Genomic DNA, 12,703 nt, shown 5'->3' on the forward strand with positions numbered 1-12,703 from the left:
AAGGGTGACAATAATGCCTAAAAAAACCGCCCGTCGGCTGACAACAATTTGCCTCTCCGGCGCGCTGACGCTGGCGACCTCTGGTATGGCACAGGCCGCGCCAAATGACGCGGCGCTCAAGGCACTGTTTGATCAGGCGAACTACTGGCACGAAAAGTCCCACGACGACCTGGCGATGGAGTCGCTCAAAAAGGTGTTAATGGTCGATGCCAACAACACCCAGGCGATGTACCTGATGGCGCTGTGGGCGCAGCAAAATGGTGATTTACAAACTGCCGCGCAGTGGCGCGCCAGGCTGGCGAAAACCGCGCCGGACGATAGCGGTTTGCAGGCGCTGGATAATGCAAAACAGCTGGCGCAGGTGCCGCAAGGGCAGTTAACGCTTGCCCGTCAGCAGGCGCGCAGCGGCAATGTTCCGGCGGCGCTGGAAACCTGGCGCAGCCTGTTCAATGGCGACACGCCGCCGCCGAGCCTCGCGCCGGAATACTATTTAACGATGGCGGGCGATAAAGCGCTCTACCCGCAGGCGCTGGCAGAAATTCAGCGCTTCGTCGCCCAGCATCCGCAGGACAATGCCGCCCGCGTGGCGCTGGGCAAGATGTTGACCTGGCGTGAAGCAACGCGCCGCGACGGGATTTTGCTGCTGGAGCCGATGGCCAGCGGCAATAAAGAGGCAGATGAAGGGCTGCGTCAGGCGCTGCTGTGGCTTGCGCCGCAGGCTGGCGATGAACGCTTTTACGATACCTGGTTGCAGCGCCATCCGCAGGATAGCGAGATCCAGGCGTACTACCGTAAAAATGTCGGTGGCAGCGCGAAAGGCGCGGGCTTTAGCGCGCTGAATAGCGGCGACAGCAATGCCGCAAAACGCCAGTTTGAGCAGGTACTGCAAACCAACCCGGAAGACGCCGATGCGCTGGCGGGCATGGGTTATATTGCCCAGCGCAACGGTGATTACCAGGCGGCGGCACAGTATCTGAACCGGGCGGCGAGCCAGGGCGGCGAGGCTTCAGCAGAACGTAAAGCGCAGGCGGAAGACGCCGCGTTTTATGGTCAACTGGCGCAGGCGCAGCAAGCGTTAAAAACGGGCAATGTCAGCCAGGCGCTGGCACTTTCCGCGCCGCTGGCGCAGCAGAGCGGTGAGCGCGGCACCGCCGCCAAACTGTTCCGCGCCGATGTGCTGCGCCAGAACAAAGATTACCCGCAGGCGGAACAAGCGCTGCGCGAGATCCTCAACGAGCAGCCGCAGAATGCCCCGGCGCGGGAAAACCTCTACTACGTGCTGCGCGATCAAAACAAAGCGGCAGAAGCGCAAAGCCTGCTGCGCACGTTACCGGCGAGTTTGCAGGAAAAACTGCAACCGCGCGTGGTGACGGGGACGCCTGGCGACCCGCTGCGTCGGCAGGCGCAACAACTGGCAGCGAGCGGAAATACGTCGCAGGCCATTGCCGTGCTGCGCCAGGGCGTGGCGCGTCTGCCGGATGATCCGTGGTTGCGCCTTGATTTGGCGCGTTTGCTGCAACAAGCGGGTCAGGAAAATGAAGCCGCGAACGTGATGCTGCCCGCGCAAAATCCACGAGCCGGAGCCAGCTCACTGTATGCAGCCGCGCTGTTCGCCAGTGAAAATGGCGGCTGGCAGCAGGCCAGTTCGCTGCTGTCACGTATTTCGCCGGCCAGCCAGAACGGCCAAATGCGCGACCTGGCGCAGCGGGTTAATTACAACCTGCAAATGGCGACCGCTGAGCGCTACCTCGCTCAGGGCAATATGACGGCGGCATCCAATACCCTGAAAGCGCTGGCGGCCACACCGCCGAAAAGCCCGGTCGATGCCGGGAAACTGGCGCGAATGCTGGCGCAGACGGGCGATACCACCGCCGCCGTCGCGCTGGTGCGTGAAAGTATGAAACAGGGCGTGCAGGGCAACATCGGCGATTATGCCGATCAGGTTGCGGTGCTGAACCAGGCGGGGCTTAACCAGGAGGCGCAGGCCTTTGTTTCCCGCCCGGACGTGCAGGCGCGCAGCACGCCAGCCCAGCTTGCCGGGGTGCGTAATGGTTATGTAATCAACGAAGCGGATCAACTGCGTGAGCAGGGCAATTATGCCGCCGCGTATGACAAGCTGATCCGCGCATTGCAAAACGACCCGCAGAACACGGATTTGATGTTCGCGATGGGGCGTTTGTATCAGTCCGGCAAGATCAACAAAGAAGCGGGCGTGCTGTATGACTACCTGATGACGCGCGACAGCGAGGATCAGGCGGCGCGCGTCGGCGCGATTGATGTCGCGCTGGCGGAAAATAACGTCGATAAGGCGCAAACCTTAGCCAACGGCCTGCGCAGTAATAATTCACCGGATCGCTTGTTGCTGCTGGCGCGACTGGAAGAGGCGAAAGGCAATCATCAGCAGGCGATGACCTATCTGCGCAGCGCGCGCGGTAAGCTGGTGGGGCTGGAGTCGAACAACAGCGCGGCAACACCGACAATCGGCGGTGTGTTGCTGGCGGATAACCCGTTTACCACCACCAGTAAAAGCGCGGCGCCGCAGTCGCTGTATGGCCAAACGCTGCCGTGGCAAGTTGCGCAGGTGGCACACGAACCGGGCAGTAATTTGCCGGGCACCACGCGTACCGATCTGCCAGTCGAAACGGCGCAAACGCGAACACTGCGCCAGGTCGACGACATGATGCAGCAGATGAACGAGAAAACCGGCATGTGGTTGCAGGGTGGCGTGGAAATTCGTGGCCGCGACGGGGAAAACGGCACCAGCAAGCTGACGGAAGCCAAAGCGCCGCTCACCTGGTCCAGTTCGCCGTTTGGCGATGCACGCTTTGAATTTACCGCGACGCCGGTTTCGCTCAGTTCCGGCAGCGCTTCTGGCGATTCATGGCGGCGTTATGGCGCGAACCCGCTGGCGAATGGCGTGAGCAACATTGCGGCCTCGATTAAAAACGCCAACCAATCCACGGCAACCGACGGCAGCGATAAATTTACCGATCTCGCCGGTTATGCCGATGCCAGCAAATTGTCGCCGTTTACCGAAACGGGTTACGACAATCTCACTTCGCTGCTGTCATCGAGCCGTTTGCAGAGTTTGAGCGCGTCAAACTATAAGACCAACTATAGCGATCCGATTAAGTCTTCCACCGATTCGCAAAACGCCAGCGGCGTGGAGCTGAATATGGCGCTGAGCGGCGACAGCTATAAGCTGGATATCGGCAGCACGCCGCTGGGGCAGGATTTAACCTCGCTGGTCGGCGGCGTGAAATGGTCGCCGAAACTGACCAATTACCTGACGCTTATCCTTACCGGCGAGCGTCGCGCGGTGACCGACAGTTTGCTGTCTTACGTTGGGCTGCGGGACGCTTACTCCGGCGAGCGCTGGGGGCAGGTCACCAAAAACGGCGGCAGCGTGCAACTGAGCTACGACGACGGCGACGCGGGGTTCTACATCGGCGGCGGCGGATATAGCTATATCGGTAAAGATGTGGCGAGCAACACCAGCGTGAACGCCAATGCCGGGGTTTATCTGCGTCCGTGGCACGACGATTTCCGCCAGTTACAGACGGGGCTGAACGTTGGCTGGATGAACTACTCGAAAAACCTCAGTTACTTCACTTACGGCCAGGGCGGTTACTTCAGCCCGCAGAACTACGTGAGCGTGTCGCTGCCGGTTGATCTGTCGCAGAAAATTGATAACTGGAAACTCAGTATTGGCGGCGCGGTAGGCTACCAGTCCTACACGCAGGACAAGAGCAATTATTTCCCGACAGAACCGGAAGCGCAGAAGATGCTGCAACAGCTCGCCGATATGGGCTTTGTGAAAGAGGCGCAGTACCAGGGCGGTTCACAGAATGGCATTGGCTATAACTTCCATGCCGGGCTCGATTACAACCTGAATAAAAATATGTCGGTAGGTGGAAAAGTCGGTTATGACACCTTCGGCAGTTACAACGAAAGCACTGCCGGGATTTGGCTCCGGTACATGCTGGGGGATAAATAATGACAACCAACACTGCTAACACGCTGCTGCTTGGCTATTTCCAGCAACAGCAAACCCCGCCGGGCTGGTTTGATTTGCTGAGCGTGATGATTGATGGCATGGTGCGAAACGTCGGCGAAGCGGAAAGCCTGCCGTTCCTGCGCCAGATGGGCGAAGCATTAGCGGACCGTGTACCGCTTCCGGCCTCATCGACGGTCGGCGAGCTGGAAGCGAACATTAATGCGCAACTGGCGGTGTTCAACTGGGGGTTTATTGATATCGAAACCACTGAGCACGGCATGGCGTTTCGCCACCAGGCGCTGCCGGTGGCGCGTGAAGAGGCCTACCAGACCCGCTGGTGCTATGCGTTTTGCGCCATTCTTGAAGGGCTTTATTCGCGCTGGCTGCGAAGCCAGGGCGGTGAGGCGAGCCTCGTGTTTACCCGCGAAAGGCTCTATTCTGTGGCGGATGTTCTTTTCCGTTACGCTAACCCACAGTGAGTTTGCCCATGTTAAAGCGCGTTTTCACCGCAATGGTGGTGATGGTGAGTCTGCTATTTGCATCCGTTTCCCAGGCCGCTGGCGCCTGGGAGAGTTATAAAGCGCGGTTTTTGATGCCGGATGGTCGCATTGTCGATACCGGCAACAAAAACGTCTCCCACACCGAAGGCCAGGGGTTCGCCATGCTGATGGCGGTCGCCAACAATGATAAAACGGCCTTTGACAGCATGTGGAACTGGACCAATAAGACGCTGAAGAACAAAGCAAATGGCCTGTTTTACTGGCGTTATAACCCGGTGGAAGCCGATCCCATCGCCGATAAAAACGACGCTACCGATGGCGATGTGCTGATCGCCTGGGCGCTGCTGAAAGCCGGGGAGCGCTGGAATAACGCCGCGTACCTTGCCGCGTCCGATGCGATAACCCAGGCGGTGTTCAAACATACGGTGGTGAGTTTTGCGGGTTACCGCGTGATGTTGCCGGGTGCTAACGGTTTTAACCTCAACACCTATGTGAACCTGAATCCGTCCTACTTTATTTTTCCGGCGTGGCAGGCTTTCGCTGAGCGCAGCCATCAGGTGGTGTGGCGCGATTTGATCAAAGACGGGCAAACGCTGCTTGGCAACATGACGTTTGGCAAAGCGCGCTTACCGACGGACTGGGTTTCACTTTCGGCGGACGGCAAACTGAATCCGGCGAAAGAGTGGCCGCCGCGCATGAGCTACGATGCGATCCGTATTCCGCTGTATGTGAGCTGGCAGGATCCGCACAGCGCGCTGTTAACGCCGTGGCGCAACTGGTGGCAGGGTTTTAGCCGCAGCCAGACTCCCGCATGGGTGGATGTGGCGACCAACGATAACGCGCCGTACAACATGAATGACGGTTTACTGGCGGTGCGGGATTTAACGTTGGGTGTAACGCCCGCACAACCGCAGATCACCGCGCAGGATGATTACTACTCCGCCAGCCTGAAAATGCTGGTCTGGCTGGCGCAGCAGCGCTAAATCGATAACCTCTCCCCGCCAGGGGAGAGGTGTGCAGGATCACTGGGGGTAGGGCACCCAGTCACCGCCGTTCAGGCGAACATACGGCTTATTCTGGTACTGCAACACAATGGCGTTGGCGTTTTCGGACACCGGCGCGGTTTGCGGCAGATTACTGGTCAGTTGCTGCCAGTTGACGTTGTCCTCGGTAAAAATTTTGCCATCCAGCACGCGGGTAACAATCTCGGAGATAGCGAGGAAACTGCTCGGCTGCGTAATGGTTATCGGCGCGCCCTGATGCGGTGATTTCATACCAAAGAATTTAATCGCCGTCGGCACGTTGGTAATCGACGGGCTTGGGATATCGCGCAGGCCGGAAACCTGCATTTTATCGCCCTGTAGCGCCGCGCCGTGTTCCGGCACCAGCACCACCATCACTTTGCGCCCGGATTTATCCAGTTGCGTGAAGAACGCATCCAGCTCATCAAACAACTTTTGCGCGCGCAGTTTGTAATCGGCGGTTTTGCGATCGCCCGGATAGTGGTTGCCATCGTGCAGCGGCAGCAGGTTGTAGAAAGTCGCGGTGCGCTGGCCCTGTTTAAAGCTGTCGGACTCCATCCAGCGGTTCAGCACCGCCGTGTCGTCATAAATCGGCGAGCCGTCAAAAGAGAGCAGCACCGGCGGCAGACCCGCCTGGTTCATCAGCGGCGCCTGCATGCCGCCGTTGTCGCGCACTTCTTTGAGGAAACCGCCGAACTCACCGTTGTGGTCCATCATCAACTGTTGGCTGAAGCCAAGTTTCGACAGGTTATCAAACAGATAGCACTGCGTGTTGGCCTGCTGGTAGAGGTTTTTATGCGACGGCTGGCCGCAGCTGGCGCGCAGCAGGCGAATCGCCGCCGGGCCGCTGTAGGCGGTCGCCGAGTTGAAGTTTTTGAACTCAATATCAAAGTGCGACCACAGCGGGTGCGAGGCCAGACCGGCCGCTTCAATGTCAGCCCATGAGAGGGAACAGATGTTAATGAACAGCAGATCGAACGGTTGTGCGTCTGCCGGAAGCTGCGCCGGGAAGGTGCTCTGGCGCTTCTCCTCGGCGGCGTAGAAACTTGCCAGCCACGAATTCAGATTCTCGGAGGTCGGCGGCGCGGTTTGCGCGGGAATATCGCCAACCACCGGCGTATCGCCCGTTGCTGCGACCGTTGCCGCCGCCGAACCGCCAGTGGTGGTGACGGTCGTGGTCGGTTGTCCGGCGGGCCACAGAGTAAACGCCGGCCCGGTCAACGTCAGCACGTTTAACCAGATCATAATCGCGACGACAAACACGGTGACGCGTATCCATTGCGACAAGAACAGCCAGGCAATCAGCATCACGAAAATCGCGCCAATCATCTGCCAGTTGATAAAACGCGTCACCAGATCCCACAGGTAATCGGCGCTGAAGCCCGCGACCTGCGAGCCCTGGCTCATCATACTTTCAAGACCCGGCAGCCAGGTATCGTGCCAGAACAGACCGAACCCGATGGGAATGGCAATCCAGTGACGTAAACGATGCAGGCGGACGCGCGGCAGCGGCATCAGCAGAAAAGCCATAAACACCAGATTCAGCAGCGGGTGAAAATTAAGGTAGCCCGCCCACAACAGACCGAATTTCACCAGAAAATAGAAATTCCAGCCGGAAAGGCCGCGCCAGTATTGCCACAATGGCGAAGGCGTTGAAGTGGTCATAGTATGATTAGTCATGTTTTCGGTCTGCCTTGACGAACGATTCCCGGCGCAGCACGCCTGCCGGTTTTACATAGCGTGGTTTGGTAAACAGTATGCGCAACGCGCTGCGGATAGGGCGTATCCAGTGGCGTGTAAGGTAACCCAGCGGGAAAAAGATCAGGGCGCAAAGCACCACCAGCTGAATAATATCGCTGACTGACATCATGATGTGTGCTCCGTGGCTTTACTGAATAACCGCAACGGTTCCGGGATCCGACGCCAGCTTGTGCCGTCGTGCTCAGCGTTAATGATTTTCTTCTCTGTGGCGGTGACAGGCAGCGGTTTCGCCCATTTATCCGGTGACAGCGTGCGCATTTGCACCAGCTCTGCGGCAATCTGGTTATCTTCAAACCACACCACGCGATTAGAAAAAATATCTGCCGTTGGCAGCGGGAAAATGTGGTTCAGCGCCGTGTCGAGATCGTTAACCCGGCAGAACGACAAAAACAGCACCAGGCGATTATCGCTAAGGCTGACAATATCGCCCACGCGGTTTGGGCGGCACAGCGTTAGCGCTTGTTCAACGCGGATGCCTGGCACCGGGCGCAGCGCGACCAGCACCCCTTTGCCATCGGCGGGCAACAGCGGGTTATTAACCATATTCCCGACGGCGTCGCAGAACACGTTCCACGGCTGAAAACCACGCAGTTTTAATGGCTGAGTCATAGACAGTAATGTGGTGATATCTTCCGGCACCAGACGGTTAAATTGCTGGCCCTGCACGCTTTCAATCAGCGTCAGACAACGGGAAAGAGGGGCGTTCCACGGGATCACCATATTGGCGCCACAGCCGAGCAATAAGCGTTCGTCGGTAGCACGCAGGCTGGCCTGGGTTTCACGGACAATAATTTTCAGCCCGCTGCCGCGCTGGCGGCGCAGCGTGTGCACCTGGCGTGCGATGTTGTCGATTTGATTGTTTCGCGCAAGGGTGAAAATCAACGTCGCCGCCTGGCTGGAGCGCGCTTCTTCAAATAACGCTTCGTTGGTATCAAATAAGGTCCAGTGTTCCGACAGCGGCGGTGCGCCTTCCAGCACGGCGACATTACTTAATATGCGTTTCTCATCGCTGCGGGGTTGCACCGACGTTTCTTCTTGCTGCGCGAGCTGCCAGCGACCTTGATGATGATTAAGCACTAATTGCTGGCGCGCGCTAATGCCCTTTTCATTGCACCACCAGGCAACATCATAAAGATACATATCGTTGCGGTAGCGTAAACTCGCCAGCCCAAACAACGAACGGTATTCACTCATTAAAATGGATGATTGTTTGTCGTTATTACTGCCAGGATTAATAACCAGTAAGGAGCATTTATGATATTTCGCCCAGGCATGAGTTCTTTCTAACCATTGTTGTAAATCAGGCGCCGATATATTCTGCCAGGCATTATTTTCCCCCAGCAGAATCAGTAAATAGTTTTCAGGTTCAAATGAGCAAAGTAAATCGCGGGTGAAAAAGTATAGACTATTATTCTGATTCGGCATTGTGAAAATTCTGATTTTGTCAGGACCATACTCTTTATCTAATTTAATGATTTTCCGCAGGTCCTGACCCATACCGATTGCCGCCACCTGTGCGTCTTTGTTCTGGGCTGCAAGTGTTTGATTTATGAGACTTATTGCATCTTGTTGACGATCGGTATTTACCCACCAAACGCCGCCCGCGGGCATATGACGCAATTCGTCCCATAATGACTCAATGCCAATAGAAAATATGGGCTCCACGATGTCCCTCTTGATGCAAAATTGTCTGTATCTCAGTTTACTAGCGAAAGCCGAGAAATAAACCTAACATTGAAATTAAAGAACATCAGATTTAGCATGTAAACGAATTTTCTCGGGTGCGATGCCCTGCTACTTCTGTACATGTATTTCTTTTCAAAGGGATCGGGCCAGAATGCATAACAATGAACCTAAAACGCAGTCAGACCCTACTCTGGGCTATACATTCCAAAATGATTTTCTGGCGTTAAGTAAGGCATTTTCATTGCCTGAAATTGATTACGCCGATATTTCCCAGCGAGAACAGTTGGCAGCGGCATTTAAGCGCTGGCCACTGCTGGCAGAATTAGCCCGTCAACAATAAGGGATAACCAGGATGGCCATCTTGGGATTACAGGGGATTCGCGGTGGTGTGGGTACAACATCGATCACCGCGGCTCTGGCCTGGTCATTACAAATTTTAGGCGAATCGGTGCTGGTGATTGATGCCTGCCCTGATAACCTTTTACGCCTGTCATTTAATGTCGACTTTGAACATCACCACGGCTGGGCGCGCGCGGTACTGGATGGGCAAGACTGGCGCGATGCCGGTATGCGCTATACTTCGCAGCTCGATCTGCTGCCTTTTGGCCATCTGGCGGCAAATGAGTGGGAAAACCTCCATTTATTACACGAACCCCTTAGCCAACTCACCACCATTTTGCAGGCGCTGAAAACGCAGCAAAGTTATCAGTGGGTATTAATCGATATCCCGCACGGCGTTTCACCGCTGACGCGCCAGTTCGTGGCGCAGTGCGACCATCTGTTTACGGTGGTAAAACCCGACACCAACTGCCATATCCGCTTGCACCAGCAGCTTTTACCTGCTGGCGCGCATATTTTGCTTAACGATCTGCGCATCGGCAGCCAGTTGCAGGACGATCTTTGGCAGGTATGGCTGCAAAGCCAGCGGCAGATCCTCCCGACCCTTATCCACCGCGATGAAGCGATGGCGGAATCTCAGGCGTCGAAACAGCCGTTGGGCGAATACCGGGCGGATTCGCTGGCGGCGGAAGAGATATTAACGCTGGCGAACTGGTGCCTGTTGCATTGTGCGCAGCCGCAAGAAGTAAGCGGTGAGCAGGAAGGGAGCCCGCAATGAGCCGCCTTTCCGCCTGGTTGCTGATCCCGCCGGTGAGCGCGCGTTTAAGCGAGCGCTACCAGCGTTACCGTGAACACGGCGCTTCCGGGTTTAGCGCAGCGTCTGGCTGCTTCTGGGCGATCCTCGCATGGGTGTTTATTCCGCTGGAGCACCCGCGCTGGCAGCAACTCCGTGCGCAGCAGCATTTGTGGTTCCCGCATATTGATCGGGATAAACCGCGACCGCTCGATCCGGCGCGTTACCTGTTGCAAACCTTGTGGTTGCTGGTCATGCTGCCCTGGGGTGACAGAAAATCGCCTCGTCGCCAGCGTTTCGCCCGGGCGCGCGTGCTGCGCGGGCGGTGGTATCACTGGCTGGATACGCTGCCGGAGCGCGTAACGCATCGCACCGGTCATCTGGATGATAAAAAAGAGCTGGCGCATATTAGCCCGCGTACGCGCCGCTTTATTCTCGGCGTCATTGTGGTGTTCTCGCTGATCCTCGCCATTCTGTGTATTACGCAGCCGTTTAATCCGCTTTCGCAGTTTGTTTTCCTGATGCTGCTATGGGGCGTGGCGCTGCTGGTACGCCGAATTCCGGGGCGTTTCTCCGCCCTGATGCTGATCGTGCTCTCGCTAACCGTTTCCTGCCGCTATATCTGGTGGCGCTACACTTCGACGCTGAACTGGGACGATCCGGTGAGCCTGGTATGCGGCCTGGTGCTGCTGTTCGCGGAAACCTACGCGTGGATTGTGCTGGTGCTTGGCTATTTCCAGGTGGTGTGGCCGCTTAATCGCCAGCCGGTGCCACTGCCGAAAGATATGTCGCTATGGCCTTCTGTCGATATCTTCGTACCGACCTATAACGAAGATTTGAATGTGGTGAAAAACACCATCTACGCCTCGTTGGGCATCGACTGGCCGAAAGACAAACTAAAGATTTGGATCCTCGATGATGGCGGACGCGAAGAGTTCCGCCAGTTTGCCAAAAGCGTCGGCGTCGAGTACATCGCGCGAACCACTCATGAGCACGCAAAAGCGGGCAACATCAATAACGCGCTGAAACACGCGAAAGGCGAGTTCGTGTCGATTTTCGACTGCGACCATGTGCCGACACGCTCGTTCCTGCAAATGACCATGGGGTGGTTCTTAAAAGAGAAAAAGCTGGCGATGATGCAGACGCCGCACCACTTTTTCTCGCCGGATCCGTTTGAACGTAACCTTGGCCGTTTTCGTAAAACCCCGAACGAAGGCACGCTGTTCTACGGGCTGGTGCAGGATGGCAACGATATGTGGGACGCCACCTTTTTCTGCGGTTCTTGTGCGGTGATCCGCCGTGGGCCGCTGGATCAGATTGGCGGTATCGCCGTTGAAACCGTCACCGAAGATGCGCACACCTCACTGCGGTTACACCGCCTTGGGCATACGTCGGCGTATATGCGCATCCCGCAGGCGGCGGGGCTGGCGACAGAAAGCCTGTCTGCGCATATTGGCCAGCGTATTCGCTGGGCGCGCGGCATGGTGCAGATTTTCCGTCTTGATAACCCACTGACGGGCAAAGGGCTCAAGCTGGCGCAGCGTTTGTGCTACGTCAACGCCATGTTCCATTTCTTATCGGGAGTACCACGGCTTATCTTCCTTACCGCACCGCTGGCGTTCTTGCTGCTACATGCCTACATCATTTACGCGCCAGCGCTGATGATTGCGCTGTTCGTACTGCCGCACATGATTCACGCCAGCCTGACCAACTCGAAGATTCAGGGCAAATACCGTCACTCTTTCTGGAGCGAGATCTACGAAACCGTGCTGGCATGGTATATCGCGCCGCCCACGCTGGTGGCGCTGTTCAACCCGCACAAAGGGAAGTTTAACGTCACTGCCAAAGGCGGCCTGGTGGAAGAAGAGTATGTGGACTGGGTGATTTCACGTCCTTACATCTACCTTGTGCTGCTCAACCTGTTAGGCGTACTGGTGGGGATTTGGCGTTGTTTCTACGGCCCGGAAAACGAAATACTCACCGTGTTCGTCAGTATCGCGTGGGTGTTCTACAACATGGTTATCCTTGGCGGTGCGGTCGCGGTTTCTGTAGAGAGTAAACAGGTTCGTCGCTCGCACCGCGTTGAAATGTCGATGCCTGCGGTAATTGCCCGAGAAGACGGGCATCTTTTCTCCTGTACCGTGCATGATTTCTCCGACGGCGGGCTTGGCGTCAAGATTAACGGCCAGGCGCAGGTGCTTGAAGGGCAAAAAGTGAATTTGCTGCTCAAACGCGGCCAGCAGGAGTATGCGTTCCCCACGACCGTGGCGCGTGTTCACGGCAATCAAGTGGGCCTGCAACTGATGCCGTTGACGACCAAACAGCATATCGATTTTGTTCAGTGTACTTTTGCCCGCGCCGACACATGGGCGCTGTGGCAGGACAGCTTCCCGGAAGACAAGCCTCTGGAAAGTCTGATGGATATTTTGAAACTGGGTTTCCGCGGCTATCGCCACCTCGCGGAATTTGCTCCACCGTCTGTCAAAGTGATTTTCCGCTCATTCACCATGCTGGTGTCCTGGGTGGTGTCATTTATTCCGCGCCGTCCGGAACGGAATGTGGCAGTGCAGCAACCGATGACGTGATTGGCTTAACAATGATGAAA

9 protein-coding genes are annotated in these 12,703 nt (G+C 56.6%); 6 read left to right on the plus strand and 3 right to left on the minus strand.

Annotated elements, in window-relative coordinates:
- Positions 1-13: 13 nt before the first annotated feature.
- From DFO56_RS18810 to DFO56_RS18820, 3 genes are read left to right on the plus strand one after another with little or no spacing between them, the layout of a single operon-like run.
- Entirely contained in the window at positions 14-3,997 is a 3,984-nt protein-coding gene (locus tag DFO56_RS18810) for a cellulose biosynthesis protein BcsC (protein WP_045507605.1), read from the plus strand.
- Positions 3,997-4,476, plus strand: a complete 480-nt coding sequence (gene bcsD, locus DFO56_RS18815) for a cellulose biosynthesis protein BcsD (RefSeq protein WP_045507607.1) — start codon at positions 3,997-3,999, stop codon at positions 4,474-4,476. Before DFO56_RS18810 ends, bcsD begins: the two co-directional genes overlap by 1 nt.
- Before the next feature lie 8 nt (positions 4,477-4,484).
- Positions 4,485-5,480, plus strand: coding sequence for a glycosyl hydrolase family 8 (locus DFO56_RS18820; protein WP_045507610.1), 996 nt, complete (start codon positions 4,485-4,487; stop codon positions 5,478-5,480).
- Positions 5,481-5,519: 39 nt separating this feature from the next.
- Here the strand turns inward: DFO56_RS18820 and bcsG are convergent, their stop codons facing one another.
- The 3 genes from bcsG to bcsE are packed head-to-tail and all read right to left on the minus strand — an operon-like array spanning position 5,520 to position 8,945.
- Positions 5,520-7,199, minus strand: coding sequence for a cellulose biosynthesis protein BcsG (bcsG, locus tag DFO56_RS18825; RefSeq protein ID WP_045507612.1), 1,680 nt, complete (start codon positions 7,197-7,199; stop codon positions 5,520-5,522).
- Complete coding sequence (gene bcsF / locus DFO56_RS18830; RefSeq protein ID WP_017458256.1) at positions 7,192-7,389, minus strand: cellulose biosynthesis protein BcsF; 198 nt, start codon at positions 7,387-7,389, stop codon at positions 7,192-7,194. Before bcsF ends, bcsG begins: the two co-directional genes overlap by 8 nt.
- Entirely contained in the window at positions 7,386-8,945 is a 1,560-nt protein-coding gene (gene bcsE / locus DFO56_RS18835) for a cellulose biosynthesis c-di-GMP-binding protein BcsE (RefSeq protein WP_045507616.1), read from the minus strand. The genes bcsF and bcsE overlap by 4 nt, the downstream gene beginning before the upstream one ends.
- Positions 8,946-9,117: 172 nt before the next feature.
- On the opposite strand from bcsE, the gene bcsR reads away from it, so the two are divergent.
- Genes bcsR through bcsA form a run of 3 tightly spaced genes read left to right on the plus strand, consistent with a single transcriptional unit; the run spans position 9,118 to position 12,683 of the window.
- On the plus strand, positions 9,118-9,306 hold the full coding sequence (bcsR, locus tag DFO56_RS18840) for a cellulose biosynthesis protein BcsR (protein ID WP_017458258.1): 189 nt from the start codon (positions 9,118-9,120) through the stop codon (positions 9,304-9,306).
- Between the two features lie 12 nt (positions 9,307-9,318).
- On the plus strand, positions 9,319-10,083 hold the full coding sequence (bcsQ, locus tag DFO56_RS18845) for a cellulose biosynthesis protein BcsQ (protein ID WP_045507619.1): 765 nt from the start codon (positions 9,319-9,321) through the stop codon (positions 10,081-10,083).
- Entirely contained in the window at positions 10,080-12,683 is a 2,604-nt protein-coding gene (gene bcsA / locus DFO56_RS18850; RefSeq protein ID WP_045507623.1) for a UDP-forming cellulose synthase catalytic subunit, read from the plus strand. Before bcsQ ends, bcsA begins: the two co-directional genes overlap by 4 nt.
- Positions 12,684-12,703: the final 20 nt, after the last annotated feature.

Origin of the sequence: Kosakonia sp. AG348, from assembly GCF_003337365.1 — a bacterium.
In the GTDB taxonomy this organism is placed as follows: domain Bacteria; phylum Pseudomonadota; class Gammaproteobacteria; order Enterobacterales; family Enterobacteriaceae; genus Kosakonia.

What these genes read in the sequence shown, in the direction of transcription:
- bcsG (WP_045507612.1), bottom strand. Translation starts at nt 7,199, where the DNA reads ATGACTAATCATACTATGACCACTTCAACGCCTTCGCCATTGTGGCAA.
- bcsF (WP_017458256.1), bottom strand. Translation starts at nt 7,389, where the DNA reads ATGATGTCAGTCAGCGATATTATTCAGCTGGTGGTGCTTTGCGCCCTG.
- bcsQ (WP_045507619.1), top strand. Translation starts at nt 9,319, where the DNA reads ATGGCCATCTTGGGATTACAGGGGATTCGCGGTGGTGTGGGTACAACA.
- bcsA (WP_045507623.1), top strand. Translation starts at nt 10,080, where the DNA reads ATGAGCCGCCTTTCCGCCTGGTTGCTGATCCCGCCGGTGAGCGCGCGT.
- DFO56_RS18810 (WP_045507605.1), top strand. Translation starts at nt 14, where the DNA reads ATGCCTAAAAAAACCGCCCGTCGGCTGACAACAATTTGCCTCTCCGGC.
- DFO56_RS18820 (WP_045507610.1), top strand. Translation starts at nt 4,485, where the DNA reads ATGTTAAAGCGCGTTTTCACCGCAATGGTGGTGATGGTGAGTCTGCTA.
- bcsD (WP_045507607.1), top strand. Translation starts at nt 3,997, where the DNA reads ATGACAACCAACACTGCTAACACGCTGCTGCTTGGCTATTTCCAGCAA.
- bcsR (WP_017458258.1), top strand. Translation starts at nt 9,118, where the DNA reads ATGCATAACAATGAACCTAAAACGCAGTCAGACCCTACTCTGGGCTAT.